This window comes from Bifidobacterium mizhiense, from assembly GCF_020884755.1.
In the GTDB taxonomy this organism is placed as follows: domain Bacteria; phylum Actinomycetota; class Actinomycetes; order Actinomycetales; family Bifidobacteriaceae; genus Bombiscardovia; species Bombiscardovia mizhiensis.
In genome coordinates this window covers 22,567-43,610 of the sequence record NZ_BPWE01000001.1, presented here as the reverse complement: position 1 = coordinate 43,610, position 21,044 = coordinate 22,567, and the positions used below count along the sequence as shown (strand labels likewise).

Sequence of the window (21,044 nt, the reverse complement as noted above, 5' to 3'; positions counted from 1 at the left end):
AGCATTTTGCTGCAAGGACATAAAAAGCCAGACGCGGGCGGTCTACCCGTCCACATCTGGCAATGCGACCATGGTGAAAATCTTATACCTGCACCCTTTCCTGCAGCAGGTCGTTCAGCTCGGCGGTTGTTGGATAAGCCTTCTGGGTACCGCGGCGTGTGACGCTGATTGCAGCGTATCTGTTGGCGTGGCCCAGAGCTGTTGGCACATCCTCGCCCTGCGTGTAGTAGTGGGTGAACGAGCCGATGAAGGCATCGCCGGCGCCAGTGGTATCCACAGCTTCAACCGTGACCGCAGGCACCAGCAGCTCCTGGTCGGCGCTGACCCAGAGGGCGCCCTTGCCGCCCATGGTGACAATCAGGTTGCCTACCCCACGCTTAACCAAGTTCCGTGCTGCGGCTTTGATCTCGTCCAGTGTCTCTGTGGGCATTCCGGTGAGTGTGGCCAGTTCGGTCTCATTTGGTGCAAAGAAGGCCACTCTGGAGACATAGTCGATGTTCAGATCATCATTGGCTGGCGCAGGGTTCAGCAGGACAGGCACGCCGTAATCCTCTGCCAGTTCAATCGCATGGTAGTTGGTCTCCAGGGCGATCTCCTGTTGGAGAACGACCAGTTTCGACCCCTTGATCAGGTCTTTTTTACTGTCCAAGGCGGCAGGGGTCAGCTGCTTGTTGGCGCCTTTGACGATCAGGATCCGATTGTCGCCGCTGGTGTCCACAAAGATAGGCGCCACGCCGCTGCTCCCATCAGCGATGCCGATCCCATCGGATCTGATGCCGTTGCTGCGATAATTCTCCAGCTGCTGTCTGCCGAACTCGTCCTTGCCGACCATGGTGATGAAGTTGACCTGTGAACCCAAGCGGGCGGCGGCGATGGCCTGGTTGGCCCCCTTGCCGCCGAATCCCATCTCGAATTCAGGAGCTTCTACAGTCTCTCCTTCCACCGGCATGCGATCGACAAAGGTGGTCAGCTCGTACATATTGGAACCGATGACAGTGATGTCAGCCATATTGTTCTTTACCTTTCCAGGCCGGTGGTTACCAGGAATGAACGTGTTTCCTGAGGCTTCAGATGGATCAGGGTGCCCGCCTTCTCAGCGGCGGCACGGCCCTCGGGCGTGCTGGTGCCGGGCAAAGCGAAGGCCGCCACCTGCTGGTCGGCGTTGTACAGGATCCAGCGGGTGACGATGGGGAATTGCTTCGTGCTGAATCGCGTCAGGAAGTTGTGCTCGGCATTCAGATGAAGCCGGAACTCGGCCATATCCGTAAAGTGGGTCAAGTTCTGGGAGAAGAAGACGATCTCAGGATCGTAGTGGCTTTCATCGTTCAGGTCGTTGATCAGCTCGCCGCTGGCCTTGAGCTCTTCGTTGTAGGCCAGCCATTGTGGGGTGGGATGTACGTGGGCGGGAACGGTCTGGCGCAGACGGAAAGCCTCGTCAGGAACGTTCTGTTCCATATGCCCGTCATGCACATAGGCGTAGTTCATATGGCACATGTATTGCAGAGGCATGGCCTGGTAGTTGGAGAGGTTGGTGACCTCCAGGCCGATGTCGAAGAGTCCGGAATCCGCATGCAATGTTACGGACGGCCGACTCAGGTAGTGGTCGCCGAACCCTTTGACATATTCGAATTGTCCATGTATTGACATGGTTCCTTCTTCGAATCCCAGCCAGGCGCTGTCCATACGGCTGGTCGGAGCCTCGCCGTGAAGCTGATAGTCGTCCTCCGGGGCTGGTGTCCCTCCGCCGAGGAGTCCCGATGTGAACTGGAAGCAGCCGTAGGTATCGGCTATGGCGGTGCCGGGCAGGGGCTGCGAGAACATGTCTTTCATCTTCAGGCTGATGGAGTCGAAGACCGCATCCCAGATGATCAGGCCCATGTAGGGCAGGACGGTGAGCTGGCCGCGCGAGTTCTCCATGCGGACCGCTTCAACTCCTGATGGGTAGGTGAAGGTGACGGCTTTGAAATCATCGTCCTCATAGAGGGTGAATTCGGCCGGGCCGAACATGTCATGATTGAGATGAACTTGCTGCATGATTGGTTTTCCTTTCATTAGTTTTCTCGAGCGCCTTCAGCCTTGAAAGCGCGCATTTTTGCTGTGGAATAAACGCAGACGACCGCGAAGCAGATCACATCGACCAGGAAGGACAGGGACATGTTCGAGATGTCCGCGACGAATCCTTGCGCTACTGGGATGAAGGCCCCGCCCACAATGGACATGACGATGATGGCTCCCGCTGTTTCCGTGTGGCGTTTGTCGGTCACCGTATCCAAGGTCTGGGAGTAGATGGTGGCCCAGCAGGGTCCGAACAGGCCCGAGACGATGATGGCCGCATAGACGGCGCTCATGTTGCGCAGCAGGAGGATGTAGACCAAGGCAGCCAGTCCGAATGCCGAGAACCACTGCAGGACCCGGGCGGGGTGCATGGACTTCATCATGAAGTTGGCAATAACCTTGCCTATGAAGAAAGCGGCGTAGCTGTAGACCATGAAGGTCGATGCCGAGCGTTCGTTGATCGAGGAATTGAGCTCCATGGCCAACCTGATGGTGAAGGACCACACGGCCGTCTGCATGCCCACATACATGAACTCGGTGAAAATGCCCCAAAGGAAGCGGCGGTTATGCGCGAGATAGACCAGTGTCTCACCGATGCGCGCCTGAGGCTGCTGTTTGGTCGGATCCACCTTGGGCTTGCCTGAGGGGAATTACGTCAGCGCAAAAAGCACCAGGGCGACCAAGAGGACGAAGATGATGTATTTGTAAGGCAGCAGCGTATGCTGAAGGGCGCGCTCGCCGAAGGCGATGCGGGCCTGTCCGTGAAGTCCCTTCATCTGCCTTTCCAGGCTTTGGCCGGCACCGAAGATCAGATATTTGCCCAGTAGTATGCCGGCTATGGCACCCAACGGGTAAAAGGTTTCAGAGATGTTCAACCGCAGGGTGGAATACTTCTTCGGGCCCATCAGTGAGCTGAAGGTGTTGGCCGAGGTCTCCAGGAAGCTCAAGCCGCAGGCCAAGGCGAACAGGGCAATCAGGAAGAATCCATAGGTGGCCATGCGCGAGGCTGGGAAGAAGATTGAGCATCCGATGGTGTACAGCGAAAGGCCGATCATGATGGCGACCTTGTATGAGGTCTTCTTGATGATGAGCGAAGCCGGTATGGCAATCAGAAAATAGCCAAGATAGAAGGCCGTCTGCACAAAGGCGCTGGCAACATTGGACAGCGTGAAGATGGTTTTGAATTGGGTTATGAGTATGTCATTGAGACTGGCGGCTGCTCCCCAAAGGGGAAATAGGCAGGAGAGGAGGATGTACTGGAGCATTGGCGTCCTGTCCAGGTATCCATCATCCAATTCCTGTGCGTGCAGTTTGAACAGATGAAAGGTTGGCGATTGCATAACCCCTCCTTGGGTTTGCATTCGGCGGCCGCTGCGCTGCGCCCGCCGAGAATATAAGAATCGGCCCGGGGGTTGGCCCCCGGATGCCGAAGTCAGGCCTTGCCGATGATGGCCATGCTGGAGCTGGTGCCCAGGCGTTCGGCACCTGCGTTGATCAGAGCATCGGCCTCCTGCCGGGTGTGAATGCCGCCGGCGGCCTTAATGTGGATTCTTCCCTTGACTGCTTCTTTAATGATTTCGATGTCGTGCACGCTGGCGCCGCGGCTGGTAAATCCGGTGGACGTTTTGACGAAGTCGGCGCCCGCATCGGCCACCAGCACGCTGGCCCTTGCGATCTGCTCATCGCTAAGCAGGGCGGTCTCGATGATGACCTTGACCACTTTTCCTGCCTGATGGACCGCCTCGACGACAGCACGAATGTCCTTGGTAACCAGGTCTTCCCGGCCACCTGCCATTTCGCCGATGTTGATCACCATATCCAGTTCATCGGCTCCGTTCGCGATGGCTTCCTGGGTTTCGGCGACCTTGTTTGCTGTGGTGTTGGCGCCCAGGGGGAAGCCGATGACGCAGGCAGTCAGGACATCCGACCCCTTGACCCGCTCATGGACGTGGGAAACCCAGTAGGGATTGACCATGACCGAATAGAAATGATTGTTCAGGGCTTCGTCGATGACCTGGTCGATCTGTGCCAGCGTTGCGTCCGGTTTGAGCAGTGTGTGATCGATGAGGCGATTGATCTGCATGGTTGTTACCTCCTTGTGGGCCTCACTGTAACAGTGAATGCACAGAAGTAAAATGCTATAATGAACATATGTTCAAAAAGGAGAGCTCAATCACCAGCTGGCCATGAACCTCTTTTGCATGTTGGCTCCGCACAACCGGGAGAAGGGAAGGTTTCATGATCGACGATGAACAGCACAGGAATCAAGCTGTCACAGTCTGCCATTGGTATTACGAGGAGGGCTTAGGCCAGAGCGCCATCGCCCGCAGACTGAACGTTTCCCGTCCCACGGTTTCGCGTCTTCTGGCATTCGCCAGGCAGGAGGGGCTGGTCCGCGTACTCATAACTGATCCTCAGGCTGATTTGGAGTCCCTGGCCAGAAGGCTCAAAGTGGCTTTCGGCCTGCGCGAGGTCAAACTCACCTATGACTCGACCGGTGACGAAGACGCCATCAGGGACAAACTGGGCACGGTTACAGCAGATTACCTGGCCGAGATTGTCGGCGATCACGACCGTTTGGGAATCAGCTGGGGGAGGACCCTCAAGGCCGTAGCCGATCATCTGCGGCCCAATGAGCACAAGGATGTATCGGTGGTGCAGTTGAAGGGGAGTGTCTCCGCGTCCGATTTCAACAACTATGCTGCGGATATCGCCCTGAAATTCGGCATGGCCTTCGGCACCACCACCACAGTGCTGCCCTTGCCGGTCATTTTCGACAATGCCTTGACTCGGGATATTGTGCTCAAGGATCGTTTCATCGACGAGATTGTTCGTCAGGGGGAACGGACCGATATCGCCGTGTTCACCTGCGGAACCGTTCGTGATGATGCCATGCTTTTCAAACTGGGATATCTCTCCCGCAGAGAGATCACCATGCTGCAGCATAAGGCTGTCGGCGATGTGCTTTCACGATTTATAGCTCCGGACGGCTCCATTGCGGATGATGGCATTAACGCGAGAACGGTGGGGATACAGCTTGATCGGTTGCGCAAGAAGCCATGTTCCATATTGGTGGCGGGAGGGCCTTCCAAGATAGCATCCATGCGTGCGGCGCTTCTGGGCGGCTATGCCAATGTGCTGATTACGGATTCCCAAGCTGCCATGCGTCTGTTAGAGGAATAGGCGAACCTCTGCAATCGAGGGAATTGCACTGCTTGCCAGTACACAAGCGTTTGGTCAAATAATGGTCGCGCTCGTATGATTGTTGAAACACCGCTGTACGCTTACTATCAATGCTGATTGTAGATTCCGCAGGAGGTTTCAGCATGCAGGGCACACGATTTACCTATTGGTGGCACGGATTCGATCTGTGACGCCGCGTGCCTTGTAGGAACGGTTGCACGGATCGGAACCCACCGGCCCTGCAGTCGTCGACAGCATTTCCCGTGCATCGTCATCGCATAGTCGGTAGGGCAGCACCAGCGACAATGGTTGTAATAACCGCATGGGAAAGGACAAGCCAATGACATTGGCGGATCATATGAATGCCAGAGTCAAAGCTCTGGCGCCGAGCGACATTCTTGAGTTCAACAAGGAGATCGCCGGAATAGACGGCATCGTGAAGCTGACTCTTGGGGAGCCGGACTTCTTTACTCCTGAGCACGTCAAGCAGGCGGGCATTCAGGCCATCCAGGACAACCACAGTCATTACACCGAGAGTCGCGGTATGCCCAGTCTGCGCAAGGCGGCAGCCGATTATCTACACGCCAAGTACGGGCTGGACTACGACCCCGACACCCAAATGGTGATTACGGCCGGGGCCACCGGGGGCATCTTCTCGGGTCTTACCGCCATGATCAACCCGGGCGACACGGTCATCCTGCCCACACCCATCTTCCCTCTCTATATTCCCATCGCCCAGCTGAGCGGCGCCAAGACCGTCTTTGTCGACACCTCCGATGACGGCTTCATTCTCAAGCCGGACAAGCTGGAAGCCGCCATCGAAAACAGTGATGGTCCGGTCAAGGCCCTGGTGCTCAACTATCCGACCAACCCCACCGGCGTGACCTATGCCCGAGAGGATCTGGAGGCTCTGGCCCAGGTGGCGCGCAAGCACGGCTTCTTCGTGCTCAGCGATGAGATCTACGCCGAATTGACCTACCAGGGCACCCATGTATCCATGGGCACCATCCTGCCCGAACAGACGGTCGTGCTTGGCGGGGTCTCGAAATCCCATGCCATGACTGGATGGCGGGTCGGCATCGCCGCTGGCCCCGCCGACGTTATTGACCAGATCAGCAAGGTCAACGAATTCACCATCACTTCGGTAACCACCAACGCCCAGTATGCGGCCCAGGAGGCTCTGACCAAGGGCATGAATGACACGGATCCGATGCGCGAGGCCTACCGCAAGCGGCGGGACTATCTGGTCAAGGCCCTGCCCGAGGTCGGTCTGGACGTCATTGATCCCAAGGGCGCCTTCTACATCTTCGCCCGACTGCCCGAGGGCATGCGCGACAGCTGGAGCTTCGTCTACGACCTGGCTCGCAAGGCCAAGGTGGCGGTAATCCCCGGAGCAAGCTTCGGACCTGGGGGAGAAGGCTACGTCCGCATTTCCTACGCAGCCTCCATGGAGGATCTGCATACCGCCGTGGAGCGGATTGGCGACTACATGCGTGAAAATCGCGGCTGATTTCCCTGACGATTCAAATTACACCCATCAACGAAGACAGTTACCAAGGACTAGAAAATGACCAGTATTCTCATGTATTCAGTACGCCCCGACGAGCAGGAGGCCATTCAGGCCTGGGCGCAAGCCAATGATATCCAAGTGGATACCACAGACCGCGATCTGGGAATGAAGACCGTGGACATGATCAAGGGCTACGACGGCATCGTCATCCAGCAGCATGCGGCCCTGTCCGAGCCCGAACTCTACCAACGGCTCAAGGAGTATGGCCTCAAGCAGCTGACCCTGCGGATCACGGGCTATGACATCGTCAACCTGCAGGCCGCTCGGGAGAACGGGCTGGTCGTCACCAACGTGCCTGCTTACTCGCCCCGGTCGGTCTCCGAACTGGTCCTGGCCCAGGTCATGCGCCTGGTCCGGCATCTGGGGGAGGCCAGCGTTCGCGAGGCCAATGACGACTACACCTGGGATGGACTTCAGGCCCACGAGATCCACAACCTGACTGTAGGGATCATCGGAGCCGGTAAGATTGGATCCGCTGTGGCCAGGATCTTCCGGGCCCTGGGCTCCACCGTCATCGCCAACGATCCGGTTCACCGCCCCGAGCTGGCGGACACCCTGGACTATGTGGATCTGCCCACCCTTTTGAAGAGGGCCGACATTGTCACCGTTCATACGCCGCTGGACGAGACCACCCATCATCTGATCAGCGCTCAGGCCCTGGAAGCCATGAAGCCCTCGGCCTTCCTGATCAACGCAGCCCGCGGCCCCATTGTGGACACCCCGGCCCTGATTGAGGCACTGCAGACCAAATCCATCGCGGGTGCCGCCATCGACACCATCGAGGGGGAGGCGGGCATCTTCGAAAAGGATCTGAGCGGAACCAAGGTCGACAACCAGGCCCTGGAGACCCTCAAGGCCATGCCCAACGTAGAGGTTTCGCCCCACATCGGCTTCTACACCGATGCCGCCGTGACCGCCATGGTCAACATCTCCCTGAACGATGTAAAAACCATCCTTGAGGGCGGCACCAGCGAGCATCAGGTGGACTGACCCTATTATCTCCGCGACCCGGACCGGGCTCCGACCGGCTCAGTCGGTATTCTGAGCAAAGGTGATGGTGCCCTGGTCCGGGTCCATGCTTTCCACGATGGCCAGGGACTTGAGGTTGTAACCCTCTTTGCGCAGGGTTCGGCCCCCCTCCTGGAAGCCCTTCTCCACGGCGATGCCGATGCCCTCGATGACGACCTTGGCATCATGGCAGATGTCGATCAGACCGTGCAGGGCGTTGCCCTTGGCCAGAAAGTCGTCAAGAATCAGTACATGCTCGCCTTCCTTGAGGAAGCGCTTAGCCACGATGACGGGGTACTCCCGCTGCTTGGTGAAGGAGTAGATGCGGGCCGTGTACTGGTCGCCGTCAAGGTTGATGGACTGGGTCTTCTTGGCGAAGACCACCGGCACGTCGCCGAAGTGGCGGGCAGCCAGGCAGGCGATGCCGATGCCGGATGCCTCGATGGTCAGAATCTTGTCGATCCGGTGACCGGCAAACAGGCGGGCCCATTCAGCGCCCATGTGGTCAAAGAGTCGCACGTCGCACTGATGGTTGAGGAAGGCGTCCACCTTGAGTACGTTGCCTGGCTTGACCGTGCCCTGGCGGCGGATTCGCTCCTCAAGTTCCTGCATGTCATCATCCTTGTCGTCATGAAAGCGGGGCCCCTACGGTCCCGACGGATAGACACCAAGATAACCCGGTTCTGAGACTGTAGCCAGACCGCCCTGATCCGCCAGGTTTCACCTCCAGCGGATTGGAGTGTCTTCCTGGCGTGTCAGCCCGTCAATCCGCGGATCCAAGGCCCTGACTGTTACAGTGAAAATTGACCGCAATGGTCACGCATCGTAGCGGTGCGTTCAAGGACCTAAGGAGGACCATATGGGGATTCTGGATGATGCAAAGGATGCCATGAAGTCTGCCGGCGAGAAGATTTCCGACGTCGCAGGCGATGTAAAAGACACGGTTATGGACAAGGCATCCGATGCCAAGGACGCCGTTGCCGACAAGATGGGTGACGCCAAGGACGCTGCCCAGGACAAGCTGGGTGACGTCAAGGACGCCGCCTCCGACAAGATGGACCAGGCCAAGGCCGATGCCAAGGTCGGCAAGGCCAAGGCTGAGCAGGGCGCTACCGAGGCTGTCAACAACGCCAAGGATCAAATGCGCAACTGACTGGGTCATCTCGACTTCCCCGATTTACCCCGTTCGCTTTCCTTATCAAAGCGGACGGGGTCTTTTATGTCTGCTGGCTAACCGGTGAGCCAGGGTCGATGACACCGCTTTGTGGTAGAAATAGTTGGTTGCCGGGTGTGCGCCATCCGGCCTGTGACGGTGACCGAGACCAGATGGCAAGAGGTGGCTTGTGAACGAGGAACCGGACTTGATCCAGCGCAGCGCCAAGGAGCTGCTCAAGGGGCTCAACGATCGGCAGGCCGAGGCAGTACAATACCAGGGGCCGGCCCTGCTGATCGGCGCAGGCGCAGGTTCGGGCAAGACCAGGGTGCTTACCCGCAGGATTGCCTGGATTCTCAGCCAGTTCGGCGCCTGGCCCAGCCAGATTCTGGCCATCACCTTCACCAACAAGGCGGCTTCCGAGATGCGCGAACGTCTGCGCCGGCTGATCGGGCCCGTGGCCGACCGCATGTGGGTGTCCACCTTCCACTCGGCTTGCGTGCGCATTCTGAGGCGGGACGGCAAGGAAATCGGCCTGCGGTCGGGCTTCACCATCTATGACACAGCCGATTCCGAGCGCCTGATCAAGCTGATCGGCAAGGATCTCAACATCGATCTGAAGCGCTACACACCCAGAAACATTCTGAGCCACATATCCGACTACAAGAACAACCTGCAGGATTGGCGCACACAGTTGCAGGAGTACGCCCCCGACTACCGGCCCGGGCAGCGTGGCCAGCAGATCACCGCTCGCTTCGGCAACGAGGAGGAGCTCTACTCCGTGATCTACGCCGAGTACGAGCACCGGCTGGCTCAGGCCAATGCCGTCGACTTCGACGATCTGATCGTGCGCACGGTCCAGCTGCTTCAGCAGTCCCCGATGGTGGCCCAGTATTACCACCATCGCTTCCGGTACGTGCTGGTGGACGAGTACCAGGACACCAACCATGCCCAGTACGTGCTCATGCGTGAGCTGGCCGGCGCCGATGCTGGCAAGCAGGACCAGGCCTGGATCACCGTGGTGGGGGATTCGGACCAGTCCATCTATGCCTTCCGAGGGGCTGACATCAGCAACATCAGGGACTTCGAAAAGGATTTCCCCGGAGCCCGGACCATCCTCCTTGAGCAGAACTACCGTTCCACCCAGACCATACTGGATGCAGCCAATGCCATCATCGTCAAGAACGAGGGCCGTAAGCCCAAGAAGCTTTGGACCGCCTTGGGCAAGGGGGAGCCCATCGTGGGCTATGCCGCCGACAACGCCCAGCAGGAGGCTGCCTGGATCGCCACCGAGATCGCCCGGCTGCGCAGCGAGGAGGGCATTCCCTACTCCGACATGGCCATCATGTACCGGGCCAACGCCCAGTCCCGCGCCCTGGAGGAGGGGCTCATCAACGCTGGCCTGCCCTATCAGCTGGTGGGTGGGACCCGCTTCTACGAGCGCAAGGAGATCAAGGACGCCTTGGCCTACCTGCACGCCATCGCCAACCCCCAGGACGATGTGAACATGCGGCGGATATTCAATGTACCCAAGCGGGGCCTGGCCGCACGTGCCGAGGCGGCGGCGACCTCCTATGCGGATCTGCATCAGGTCTCCTTCTGGGAGGGGGTGCAGCATATCGAGGAGGTGCCCGGGGCTTCCACGCTGATGGTCAAGCGGATGAAGGCCTTCAGGGATCTGATTACCTCCCTGACCGACTTTGCCGCAGAACACGATACCAAGCCGTCTCAGATTGTTGAGAAGGTTCTGGAGGAGTCCGGCATGCTGGACGAGCTTCGCAAGTCGGTGGATCCGCAGGATGCCTCCAGGCTTGAGAACCTCGGTCAGTTGCAGTCTGTGGCCGCCGAGTTCGAACAGAAAACTCCCGACGCTACGCTGGCGGGCTTCCTGGAGACCACGGCACTGGTAGCCGACTCGGACCAGCTGCCGGGCCTGGGCGACGACTCGGGCAAGGTAACGCTGATGACCCTGCATACGGCCAAGGGCCTGGAGTATCCGGTGGTCTTCCTGACTGGCATGGAGCAGGGAACCTTCCCTCACTCTCGCTGCCTTGAGGATACCGATGAGATGCAGGAGGAGCGCCGACTGGCCTATGTGGGCGTGACCCGTGCCAAGCGTCGACTCTACCTGACCCGGGCGGCCGTCCGCTCCCAGTGGGGGCAGGTCAATGAGATGCTGCCCAGCCAGTTCCTGGACGACATCCCTGACGATCTGATCGACTGGAAGCGTCGGCAGGCCGGCAATGAGCGGATGCGCGCAGGCTGGGATCTGGGTGACGACGAGGACGAATTCGGCGGTTTCGAGGATGAAAGCGATGGTCGCGCATTCGGTCATCGTTCATTCGGCGGGTTCGGCTCCGGGTCCGGGTTTGGCGCTTCCCGGATTGGGTACGGGCGCTCGCGAACCTCCTCACAGCATTCGTTCGGATCATTAGGGTATGGCTCTCGAGGCTCGTCCTCAAGAAATGGAAGAGTCACGACCAGACGCAGCACAGCAAGCTCATCGTCAACCTCACACGCTGGCAGGGCCTCGGCCCAACCCAAGTCGAATGGCCTGTCCATTCAGGACTTCTCCCTGGGGGACAGGGTGGCCCATGACCAGTATGGCCTGGGCAAGGTGGTCGATATTCAGGACAAGGGGCACAACTCGGTCCTGACCGTAGACTTCGGTTCCGAAGGGACCAAGAGGCTGATGCTGCGCTTGGCGCCGATCGAAAAGCTCTAAAGGATCGAGACTCCAAAAGCTGTATGCTGCTTATGACTCTTGTGAGGACAGCCATTCCACAGCGAGTTGGGTGCGGTTGGCCAGGTTAGTCTTGGCCAGGATGGCGGAGATGTGATTGCGGACGGTGCCTTCACTGAGATAGAGACGCCTGGCGATGGCCTGGTTATCGAGGCCGTCGGCCACCAGAGCGACGATTTCCCGTTCGCGGTCGGTCAGGGTTTGGAAGCGCCGGGGAACAGGCTCAGCTGTATCCTCTGTATCCTTTCGCGCCTGCTCCTCCTGTTCGCCAAGCGATAGGTTGGCAACGGCTTCAGCTCCAAGAACCGTCTGACCGGCCATGACGGCTTGGAGGGCCGGCACCACTGAGGCCACGTCCTGCTTGATCACATAGCCCTTGGCACCCAAGGCCAAAGCACGGGAAATATACTCCTTGTCGGCAAAGGTGGTCAGAAAGAGCACCCGGGCAGTCGAATCCATAGCGAGGATGTGCTCCGCCGCCTCCAGGCCATCCATGCCAGGCATCTGCACATCAAGAAGCAGCACGTCAGGCCTGCCGCCAGCTGTCTGAAAACTCTCGAGGGCTGATTGACCGTCATTGGCGGTCCAGAGCACATCTGCAGTACCGGTTGCCGTCAAAATCGTTGATAGGGACGAGCAGACGATCGGATCGTCATCAGCGATAGCGACTTTCATGCCATGACCTTCTTATCTTCTACATGCTCAGCTGTGCTGCGGTCGGACCAGGGTTCTTTAGGCAAGGATACGAAAACCTTCCATCCTTGTCGGTTGGGACCGCTGTTGGCCGTGCCGCCCAAGGCTCTGGCTCTGGCTTCCATATCGGCCAGCCCCATGCCGCGCTGGAGTTCTGGCTCCTTTGGGTGCGAGCGGTCAGGCTGTAATTGCTGAATGCCGCCGTCGTCCTGCACCACCATCTGCCAGAAGGCCGGGAGGTCGCGCAGAATGACCTGTGCCGACCTGGCTGAAGAATGGCGGACCGTATTGGTAAGGGCCTCGCGGACGATGGTGGCCAGGCAACGACACACTGGTGCGGGAGCCGTCTCGATGCCGTTGTTCAGATCGACCTTTAGCCGCCCCATAGAAGCCTCGGAGCTGGCATCCTCCATCTGGGATGCGAAGTCGGTGCCTGCATCCTCCAAGTCATGCACCGAACGACGGATTGTGGTCATGGCCTCATCCAGGGTCTTGCCGACATCGTTCAGTATCTGTTCGGTACTCTGATCGCCCTTGCTCTGAGCAACCACCCGGCCAGCCTGGATCTGCATGATGGCTCGGGTGAGCAGGTGACCCACATTGTCATGAATATCCCGAGCGATCCGGGTCCGCTCGGATAAGTGCGCCATTCGGGTCGCCTGGGCCCTCTCCTCGTCCAGGTCGTTGATGCGGCCGTGCAGTTGGCGAATCCGGTAGCGCTCGGTGTCTTCAATCTGCCAGACACGACCCTTAGCCACGGCCAAGTGTGCACATGCCAGTCCGCCGCCTTGTGCCAGTGCTGAGGTCAACAAAGCCAGCAGGGCATAGCGCTGGGTGAGGCCTGTAAATAATATGAGGTCGGCCATGGCAGGTATCAGCCAAAAGAATGCCGGCAGCAAGGCCAAGAGCAGCCTGGGCCGGGCCAGCCCGGAGTCCTTGGCCCAGGAATCTTTCATGCCGGCTGATCTGGTAGCAGGAACCATAGCTCCGAGTCCGACCCCCGCCTCGAAGGCCAGGGCTGGCAAGAAGAAAAGCCAGTCTGGAATGAACGTTGCCAAAAGCGACACCAGAGCACCGCCCCAGATGGAACCTGGCGCTGGCAGCAGCCATTCACACAGGGCTCCTGCGGCTACCGAGGCCAGAAGCCCGGCGATCAGGGTTCCTGAAACCCCTGAACCGTACCATGATCCGCACAAGGTCCCCAGACCAAGCAGGATCAGCCAGCCAGCTATCCTGCCCATGAATGTCTCCTCGCCCTGTCGTCCTATTGCCTCAAATAGTAATTCTCGGGCTACCCGTTCCTGAGCCTAGGCACAGGCAGGACCACCCGTGACAAATGTCATAGGTTTGATTTGAGCATCCACAACTTTGATGACGGCTGTCATGGTGTTGGGCCAGCCCTGGCTGGGATGATGGAGTTATGAACAGTTCACGTGAGCAAGAGCCGGCCTTGAAGGTCAGCGGATTGGTGAAGCGCTACGGTGACATGGTGGCCTTGGACCACTTCGACATGGAAGTCAATCGAGGTGAAGTATTCGGACTGCTCGGCCCCAATGGTTCAGGCAAGTCAACCGCCATCAACTGCATACTGGCCCTGCTCAGCTTTGAATCGGGGACGGTTCGGATATTCGGGCAGGAGATGACCCCGACTTCCTACGACTTGAAAAGTCATATCGGCGTGGTTCCACAGAATGTGGCCGTCTTCAACGAACTGAGCGTGCAGGAGAACATCGACTATTTTTGCTCCCTCTATGTGCCTAAGAAGGCCGACCGCAAGGTTCTGGTTGAGCAGGCCATTGACTTCGTGGGGCTGGACGACTTCCGCAAGTTCCGTCCCGGCAAGCTGTCGGGCGGTCTGCTGCGCAGGCTCAACATAGCCTGTGGCATCGCCCATCAGCCCGATCTCATCTTTTTCGACGAGCCCACCGTCGCCGTTGACCCCCAGAGCCGCAACGCCATCCTGGAGGGCATCGAACGGCTGAATGCCCAGGGGGCCACGGTGGTTTACACCAGCCATTACATGGAGGAGGTGGAGCAGATCTGTACACGGATCATGATCATGGACCACGGCCGTCAGATCGCCCTGGGCACTGCCGAGGAGCTCAAGGGCATGGTCCAGGCCGGCGAGCAGGTCACCGTCGAGACCCTGGATCTTCAGGACTCCACTCTGGCCCAGATTCGTGCCCTGTCTCTGGCCCAGTCCGTCGACTATGACGGCAAGGAACTGGTCATCCACTGCCGACAGGGCGAGCACAACCTCCAGGACGTGCTGACGGTCCTGGAATCCACCAAGACCAGCTACGGCCACCTGACCAGCCGTCCGCCATCCCTGAACGACGTGTTCCTGGAACTGACCGGCAAGGAACTGCGCGACTGAGCGCGGTCCCCAGGCTCAATTGCCGTAAGGAGCACCTATCTATGTGGAACTCATTCCTGATCAACGTCAAGACCTCGATACGCAACACCTCCTCCCTATTCTGGGTTCTGGCCTTCCCGGTCATTCTGGCCGCTCTGATGCTGGGCATCATGGGCAACCTGCAAGACAGTTACACTGCCGAGGCACAGCACTTCGCCATAGTCTCGGATGCCAATTGGAAAGCCAGCCCAGGTGCTGACGAACTGGTCTCATCGCTATCGAAGAAGCCCAAGGCTGGGTCTGACGACACTCAACTGCTTATCCCGACGACAGTGGCTTCAAGGGAGGAAGCGAACACGCGTCTGGATAGCCGGAAGGATATCGGCTACCTGTACGCGGGCCCTGACGGACTGGTCAACATGGTCCTGTCCGACCGCGAAGCCGCCAGCATCCAATCCGATGCGACCGCCTCAGAAGGTATAGCGGTCTCCATTCTGTCCGCCTCGCTGGGCAGTTTCAACCAGGCCAACTCCGCAAGGGCAGCCATTGCCTCACCAAGCAATCAAGTTCTGCTGCAATCCGGCGGACAGACCTACACCAAGCAAATCCGCCTGACGCACATCCACCCTTCTATGACCGCGCCCTACTTTTTCGCTGTGCTCGCTATGGCCTGCCTTATCGGTGCCAGCACCGCAGCCGAGATGATAGCCAAGACTCAGCCCAACCTTTCAGCCCTGGGAGCCCGACGGGCCAGCTCTCCCAGTCCCAAGTGGCGGCAGGCAGCGGGCGCCTTTCTGGCCTCATGGTTCTTCTCCGCAGTCAGCCTCCTGGTTGCCTACATCTTCGTCCGCACAGTCTGTGGAGTGCACACCGGTGGTCGTGACCCGATAGCCCTCATAGCTATCGCTGTAGGCACCTTTATGGCTACCGCTTTCGGCTCTATGATGGGCGCGATTCCCAAACTCCCCACCGAAACGAAGGTTGGTCTGGTCATAGGCATCGACTGCACGCTGAGTGCCTTTATCGGCCTCTACGGCAGCCTGGCCATGGACCTGAACAATGCCATCCAGGAACATGCCCCCATCCTTCACCTGCTCAACCCGGTCAAGCAGGTCTCCAACCTCTTTTACGACATCGTCTACTACGACAGCCTGGCACCCTTCGCCCGCACCTGCGGCATTCTGGTCACTATGGCTGCCATCTTCCTGGCCATCTGTGGTCTGCTCCTAAGGAAACAACGGTATGAATACTTGTAAAACAGCACTGCGCGTGATCTGGGCGCATAAGTTCTACCTCCTCCTGTATTTGGTGGGCATGAGCCTGATCATGATTGTCATCGGTTCCACGAACATGCAGGCCGCGGTACGTGCCAATACTTCAAGCTCGGTTGGTCGCTTTGAACCTGCGCAGGCGAAAATAGTCGTCATCAACCGGGACTGCGATAACCAGGCTGGTTGCGCGATGGGCCAAGGTCTGGAGCGGTATCTGGGCAAGTCGGCCCAATTGGTGACAGTCAAAGATGAGCCTCAAGCTCTGCAGGATGCCAATGTGTCCGGTAAAAGCGATTTGACCGTTATCATCCCAGCCGGATATGGCCAACGGTTCCTTGATGCGCTTGAAGACACTGCTGCCCAAGCTCACAGCGACGGTAAGACGCCGAGTTTTCCTAAAGTTGAAACGGCTGCCTCCTATAATTCCAGCCGCGGCAGTCTGGCACAATTGCAGGTGGACAGTTATTTTGATGCTCTTCGTACTGCCTTGCTGACGGGTTTAGGCCAAAAAGGTTCGATGGAGATGCATTCATCTGCAGCGGTCAAGGATGCGGCTGCCTATGCAGTGGCACACTATGCCGGCAACCAGCCACATATGGGCATTCATGCCAGTCCCAAGACTGATAACCATGGAGCTTTGTTGAAAGGCTTCGCTACGACAGTCGGCCTGGCCGCTTTTCCCTTGATGACAGCGCTGACGGTCTGCGTTGCCACGCTCTTCGGGGCCTTCAGTTCTCCCGACCGACATCGACGTCTGCTTGCCTCTCCAGTGCGGTCAAGCAGCCTGAATGGACAGGAGCTCACGGCAGCCCTCATCCTGGCAGGCTTCTCCTGGGTATACTACGTGGTACTCGTTGCCTTCAGCATGGCGGCATCGGGGGTGTCCTTGGCTTCCCTTGGCTGGGGGAGGGTGCTGCTGAGCTTTGTCGTCATGCTGGTATTCGCTGTATCGGCGGCATCCTTTGGATTCATGCTTGCTCAGTTCAATCCTTCTTCTTCGCTCATAAACTCCGTCGGGGTCACCTTCGGCCTGGTGGTTATGTTCACCTCCGGGTCAAGTTCCGGCGGCCCCCTGCCTCCGGTCATGCAGACGATCGGCAAACTGACGCCGGGCTGGTGGTACAACACAGCAGTCCAATCAATCATGGATTCAAGCACAGCAAGTCTGGCCTCCTGGGGTCTTCCGCTGACCGTGGTTGCCCTCTTCGCTCTGGCCTATGCCTGTGTCGGCCTTATGGTCTCACGCCTGACACGCACTCGGGCCACCCTGGTCGCTCCTGTCAGCTCCGACCCCAGTATGATCGGATGATGCCGGATTCGTGGATCATCGCAAATGCGTCCGCCCTGCTGATTGTTTGTCCGGTTTCATGGCCATCCTGGCGATTAGACATGTCAGCAGTGTCACCATGACCACCCCGGTGATGATCAGGGTCATAGGGCAGTGGTCGATCAGCGGCCCGAAGGCGGCCTGTCCCAGCGGAATCGCGCACATGCATAGACTGTTGGTCAGTCCTATTACCTTGCCTATCAGTCTTGCGGGGGTGTGAATCTGTTCATAGGACAGGGAAGTGATGTTGACCGTCTGCACCATTCCCGCAGCCAGAGCCATGCATCCGGTTACCAGTGCGAAGAGGACATGTGTAGGCGAATGCATGAGCAGTCCTGCTGCAATGGGCAGGAGAACCAAGGCGCTGCCCGAGAGCAACATGGGTATCCGTTGCAGATAGAACCAGGCTGGACGGATGGATACGAGAATGGCTCCAAGCAGGCTCCCGCAGGCCAGTATTCCTTCGGCCAGTCCCTGCAGGGCGTTACTTAGACCCAGCGTGCGAGTGACCATATAGGGCAGGGCCACATTGACATAGGATGCAAAGATGAGGTTGGCCGCCAGGCTGAGTCCTATGACCACTTTGAGGTTGCCATGTCTGACCAGAAATTGTGTAGCCTCTTTCGTGTCAGCGACCAGATGGCTCACCAGTGCTCTTAGGCCTTGGAAGTGGCTTTGTGCTGGTTCGGGAATTCTGACGGCGATCCTGATCCAGGCAGCCGACAGAAGGCAGGCCAGGGCGGAAACTCCGACTACCTGCATGATTCCGAAGAATCCCATGACCATGCCAGCCGATACTGGTCCGATCATTCCCACCAGGGAGATCGCCTGGGAAACCAGGGCCGATGCGCGGGTCAGGTCGTTGCTGTCTACCAGGCAGTGAAGGGCTGCTTGCACCGTTGGGCTGTAACAGGCCCTGTAGGCATTCACCAGCATCATGCAGGTCACAGTCAAAAAAACCGGGTCGATCCTGTGGCTGATCAGGATATATAAGAAGGCAGTCAACGCTGACAGAATGTCCAGCACTGCCATGGTGGACTGCTTGTGCAGCCGGTCGGCCAGAGCTCCGCCCAGAGGTGTCAGGAGTATGGATGGAAGGACGGCCATAGCGGAGGCCATGCCATAGAGGGATGCTGATCCTGAGATGTTCAGCAAATGAAGCGGAAGGGCGAAGACCAAGCATGTCTGCCCTAGGCTGGAGAGAATCTCAGTCGTCAGAAGAGCAAGGAATGGCGGTGCCAGCAGTCCTTTGCTTGAGGTTTGGGCCTGATCGGGCGAGCTCATATCCCGGCTTCGCCTTGGGCGTCGGTGCCGAAGGATGCGAGCAGGTCGGAGAATCCCTGATCCTCCAGGGGGATGCCCAGGCCCTGCATGACCGAGAAAAAGCAAGCGGCTCTGGTGCGCAGCTCAGTCTGTGTTCCCCGGCGAAAGAAGGGTAGCAACCACATATTAGCCAGCAGCCGGAAAATCTCTGCAGTTTGTTCGATATGGTCCACATGCATTGAGCCGTCCCGATTCCCCTCTTTGATCAGGCCGACAAAGTCGCTCCGCTCATCCACCAAGGCGGTAAATTCCATGCCGATCATCTTGGGATTGGCCTTTGGGTTGAACTTGCGGAACATCAGGTCCGCGGCCTCCAGTCTCTTGCGCGCTCGCTCAGGGGAGAAGAGCGACTGCAGCTGTTCCAATGCCGTGCCTTGCTTTGACCCGGCATGGGCCTTGTTGGTCTCTTCGCTCATGGTGTTCATCAACCTGTCGGCCACAGCATCAAAAAGGTCTTCCTTGGACCGAAAATGGTGGTAGACGGCCCCTTTGCTCAAGCCGTCGGTCGCATCGATGATGTCCTGCATGCTGGTTTTGTCGTAGCCCTGGCTGGTGAAGAGTTCGGTGGCGGCTTCGATGATTCTCTCCTGCGTCAGCTCTGGATGTGCGTTGCGGGCCATGGTCGTCTTCCTTTCAGGACGTCGGGTTGGATCTTCATTGATGGGTAGGGGAGTCCAAGCCTTGAATCAATATCATACCGACCGTTGGTATGAATATATCACAACATACATGTACTCCCAGGTCGGGCTCATGTGGTTTAATAAACACTTGGTTTGCGTATTTGTGCGCGAACCTATCTGGAGTCTCAGCCCATCAATGGGTCGGCGGCCACAAGGTCGTTCGTGCTTGGCACGGTGAAGCATTGGAGAGGCCTGACTCGACGGTTTCGGCCGTCTTCGTTCAGATAACGACAGAAGCAAGTAAGGATTGCATCAATGACTAACATTCAGCGTGCGCGTCGCCAGGTCCGCCTGTCCCGCGCTCTGGGCATCGCCCTGACGCCCAAGGCCCAGCGCCTGTTCGAGAAGCGCCCCTATGGCCCCGGTGAGCACGGCCGTAGCCGCCGTCGCACCGAGTCCGACTACGCCGTCCGTCTGCGGGAGAAGCAGAGGCTGCGCGCCCAGTACGGCGTCTCCGAGAAGCAGCTGCGCGCCGCCTATGAGCGGGGTACCCACGAGTCCGGCCAGACCGGTGCCGCCATGCTTCGCGAGCTGGAGTGCCGCCTGGACAACCTGGTTCTGCGCGCCGGCATCGCCCGCACCACCGCCCAGGCCCGTCAGTACGTGGTTCACCGCCACATCCTGGTCGATGGCAACATCGTGGATCGTCCCTCCTACAGGGTCAAGCCCGGCCAGACCATCCAGGTCAAGCCCAAGAGCCAGACCATGGTACCCTTCCAGATTGCCGCCGAAGGCGTCCACCGGGATGTGCTGCCCGCAGTTCCCGGCTACCTGGACGTGGACCTGGCTTCTCTGAAGGCCAGCCTGGTCCGCAAGCCTGAGCCGGAGGAGATCCCGGTTCAGATCAACATTCAGTACGTGGTCGAGTTCTACGCTCGCTGACCACCAAGAACTTTGGGGCCCCGGTTCGTCCGGGGCCCTTTGCGTGTCAGGATCTGCGACTCCTTCCGAGGTATGGGTGGGATAATAGGGACATGTTGCTCCATCTGTATGCCGTCCGCCATGGGCAGACCTATTTCAATCGTTACAACCGTCTCCAGGGCTGGTCCAACTCACCTTTGACCTCATCGGGGCTGGAGGATGCCGACCGTGCGGGCCAGAAATTGAGCAAGGTGAGTTTTGCGGCAGCCTACTGCTCGGACACCACACGCGCCCAGGAGACAGTCCGCAGGATCCTGGCCCAGAACCAGTCGGAGAAGAAGCCCGAACCGGTCAGCGACAGTCACTTCCGCGAGCAGTTCTATGGCTACTTCGAGGGACAGGACATGGCCATGGCCTGGTGGGCTGCAGGCGCGCCCCATGGAGCAGGCACCTACCAGCAGATCGTGGACCAGTTCGGTCTGGCCGCCACCAGGGACTTCCTCAAGCAGGCCGATCCCTTTGGCGATGCCGAGTCCGACAGCGAGTACTGGACTCGCATTGCCGCCGGATTCGCCCTGATTGCCGCCGACCAGCATGTAAAGAATGGCGACCGCGTCCTGCTGATCTCGCACGGCAACACCTTGCTCAGTCTGGTCAACCGCTTCGGCGGCGGGCGTTACGACACCAGCAGTCGCCCAAGCAATGGAAGTGTCACCATATTCGACTTCGATACGGAGGCTCCTTTTGAGCGGGCCCTCCAGGTTCGGTCCTTCAATCAATGAACCGGCTTCAATAGGCCAGTCATGGCCTGAACTGATAGA

The 21,044-nt window shown here is 58.6% G+C and carries 20 protein-coding genes; 10 read left to right on the top strand and 10 right to left on the bottom strand.

Annotated elements, in window-relative coordinates:
- Positions 1-82: 82 nt before the first annotated feature.
- The 5 genes from rbsK to deoC all read right to left on the bottom strand — a co-directional run bounded on the left by rbsK (position 83) and on the right by deoC (position 4,138).
- Positions 83-1,009, bottom strand: coding sequence for a ribokinase (rbsK, locus tag LPC22_RS00195; RefSeq protein WP_229131585.1), 927 nt, complete (start codon positions 1,007-1,009; stop codon positions 83-85).
- An 8-nt stretch (positions 1,010-1,017) separates the two neighbouring features.
- The gene (locus tag LPC22_RS00190) at positions 1,018-2,034 is read right to left on the bottom strand and encodes an aldose 1-epimerase family protein (protein ID WP_229131584.1); all 1,017 of its coding nucleotides are present in this window, start codon (positions 2,032-2,034) and stop codon (positions 1,018-1,020) included.
- A 17-nt stretch (positions 2,035-2,051) separates the two neighbouring features.
- Positions 2,052-2,684 carry an MFS transporter gene (locus LPC22_RS00185; protein ID WP_229131583.1) on the bottom strand — a complete coding sequence of 211 codons (633 nt, stop codon included), beginning with the start codon at positions 2,682-2,684 and terminating at the stop codon, positions 2,052-2,054.
- Positions 2,685-2,705: 21 nt separating this feature from the next.
- Positions 2,706-3,395 carry an MFS transporter gene (locus LPC22_RS00180; protein WP_229131582.1) on the bottom strand — a complete coding sequence of 230 codons (690 nt, stop codon included), beginning with the start codon at positions 3,393-3,395 and terminating at the stop codon, positions 2,706-2,708.
- A 92-nt stretch (positions 3,396-3,487) separates the two neighbouring features.
- On the bottom strand, positions 3,488-4,138 hold the full coding sequence (deoC, locus tag LPC22_RS00175) for a deoxyribose-phosphate aldolase (RefSeq protein ID WP_229131581.1): 651 nt from the start codon (positions 4,136-4,138) through the stop codon (positions 3,488-3,490).
- Between the two features lie 155 nt (positions 4,139-4,293).
- Between deoC and LPC22_RS00170 the strand changes: the two genes are divergently transcribed.
- The 3 genes from LPC22_RS00170 to LPC22_RS00160 all read left to right on the top strand — a co-directional run bounded on the left by LPC22_RS00170 (position 4,294) and on the right by LPC22_RS00160 (position 7,798).
- Positions 4,294-5,238 carry a sugar-binding transcriptional regulator gene (locus LPC22_RS00170; RefSeq protein WP_121914742.1) on the top strand — a complete coding sequence of 315 codons (945 nt, stop codon included), beginning with the start codon at positions 4,294-4,296 and terminating at the stop codon, positions 5,236-5,238.
- A 340-nt stretch (positions 5,239-5,578) separates the two neighbouring features.
- Complete coding sequence (locus LPC22_RS00165) at positions 5,579-6,748, top strand: aminotransferase class I/II-fold pyridoxal phosphate-dependent enzyme (RefSeq protein WP_121914741.1); 1,170 nt, start codon at positions 5,579-5,581, stop codon at positions 6,746-6,748.
- Positions 6,749-6,805: 57 nt separating this feature from the next.
- The gene (locus LPC22_RS00160) at positions 6,806-7,798 is read left to right on the top strand and encodes a D-2-hydroxyacid dehydrogenase (protein WP_229131580.1); all 993 of its coding nucleotides are present in this window, start codon (positions 6,806-6,808) and stop codon (positions 7,796-7,798) included.
- 39 nt (positions 7,799-7,837) lie between these two features.
- Here LPC22_RS00160 and LPC22_RS00155 read toward each other — a convergent pair whose 3' ends face one another.
- Positions 7,838-8,428, bottom strand: coding sequence for a xanthine phosphoribosyltransferase (locus LPC22_RS00155; RefSeq protein WP_024627384.1), 591 nt, complete (start codon positions 8,426-8,428; stop codon positions 7,838-7,840).
- A gap of 247 nt (positions 8,429-8,675) precedes the next feature.
- Between LPC22_RS00155 and LPC22_RS00150 the strand changes: the two genes are divergently transcribed.
- Positions 8,676-8,969, top strand: a complete 294-nt coding sequence (locus LPC22_RS00150; RefSeq protein WP_229131579.1) for a hypothetical protein — start codon at positions 8,676-8,678, stop codon at positions 8,967-8,969.
- Between the two features lie 190 nt (positions 8,970-9,159).
- On the top strand, positions 9,160-11,694 hold the full coding sequence (locus tag LPC22_RS00145; protein ID WP_229131578.1) for a UvrD-helicase domain-containing protein: 2,535 nt from the start codon (positions 9,160-9,162) through the stop codon (positions 11,692-11,694).
- A gap of 30 nt (positions 11,695-11,724) precedes the next feature.
- On the opposite strand, the gene LPC22_RS00140 is transcribed toward LPC22_RS00145, so the two are convergent.
- Together LPC22_RS00140 and LPC22_RS00135 are read right to left on the bottom strand one after the other, a co-directional pair.
- Positions 11,725-12,387, bottom strand: coding sequence for a response regulator transcription factor (locus LPC22_RS00140; RefSeq protein ID WP_229131577.1), 663 nt, complete (start codon positions 12,385-12,387; stop codon positions 11,725-11,727).
- Entirely contained in the window at positions 12,384-13,646 is a 1,263-nt protein-coding gene (locus LPC22_RS00135; protein WP_229131576.1) for a sensor histidine kinase, read from the bottom strand. Before LPC22_RS00135 ends, LPC22_RS00140 begins: the two co-directional genes overlap by 4 nt.
- 179 nt (positions 13,647-13,825) lie before the next feature.
- Here LPC22_RS00135 and LPC22_RS00130 point away from each other — a divergent pair, with 179 nt between their 5' ends.
- Genes LPC22_RS00130 through LPC22_RS00120 form a run of 3 tightly spaced genes read left to right on the top strand, consistent with a single transcriptional unit; the run spans position 13,826 to position 17,341 of the window.
- Positions 13,826-14,782: an ABC transporter ATP-binding protein gene (locus LPC22_RS00130; RefSeq protein WP_229131575.1), complete on the top strand. Its 957-nt coding sequence runs from the start codon at positions 13,826-13,828 to the stop codon at positions 14,780-14,782.
- A gap of 41 nt (positions 14,783-14,823) precedes the next feature.
- Positions 14,824-16,017: an ABC transporter permease gene (locus tag LPC22_RS00125; protein ID WP_229131574.1), complete on the top strand. Its 1,194-nt coding sequence runs from the start codon at positions 14,824-14,826 to the stop codon at positions 16,015-16,017.
- A complete protein-coding gene (locus tag LPC22_RS00120; RefSeq protein ID WP_229131573.1) occupies positions 16,004-17,341 on the top strand; it encodes an ABC transporter permease in 1,338 nt (445 codons plus the stop codon). Before LPC22_RS00125 ends, LPC22_RS00120 begins: the two co-directional genes overlap by 14 nt.
- Positions 17,342-17,356: 15 nt before the next feature.
- On the opposite strand, the gene LPC22_RS00115 is transcribed toward LPC22_RS00120, so the two are convergent.
- Both LPC22_RS00115 and LPC22_RS00110 read right to left on the bottom strand, forming a co-directional pair.
- Positions 17,357-18,643: an MFS transporter gene (locus LPC22_RS00115; protein WP_229131572.1), complete on the bottom strand. Its 1,287-nt coding sequence runs from the start codon at positions 18,641-18,643 to the stop codon at positions 17,357-17,359.
- Positions 18,640-19,302, bottom strand: coding sequence for a TetR/AcrR family transcriptional regulator (locus tag LPC22_RS00110; RefSeq protein WP_229131571.1), 663 nt, complete (start codon positions 19,300-19,302; stop codon positions 18,640-18,642). The genes LPC22_RS00115 and LPC22_RS00110 overlap by 4 nt, the downstream gene beginning before the upstream one ends.
- A 315-nt stretch (positions 19,303-19,617) precedes the next feature.
- Between LPC22_RS00110 and rpsD the strand changes: the two genes are divergently transcribed.
- Both rpsD and LPC22_RS00100 read left to right on the top strand, forming a co-directional pair.
- Complete coding sequence (rpsD, locus tag LPC22_RS00105) at positions 19,618-20,244, top strand: 30S ribosomal protein S4 (protein WP_015021916.1); 627 nt, start codon at positions 19,618-19,620, stop codon at positions 20,242-20,244.
- Between the two features lie 92 nt (positions 20,245-20,336).
- A complete protein-coding gene (locus LPC22_RS00100) occupies positions 20,337-21,005 on the top strand; it encodes a histidine phosphatase family protein (RefSeq protein WP_229131570.1) in 669 nt (222 codons plus the stop codon).
- The last annotated feature ends 39 nt before the right edge of the window (positions 21,006-21,044 follow it).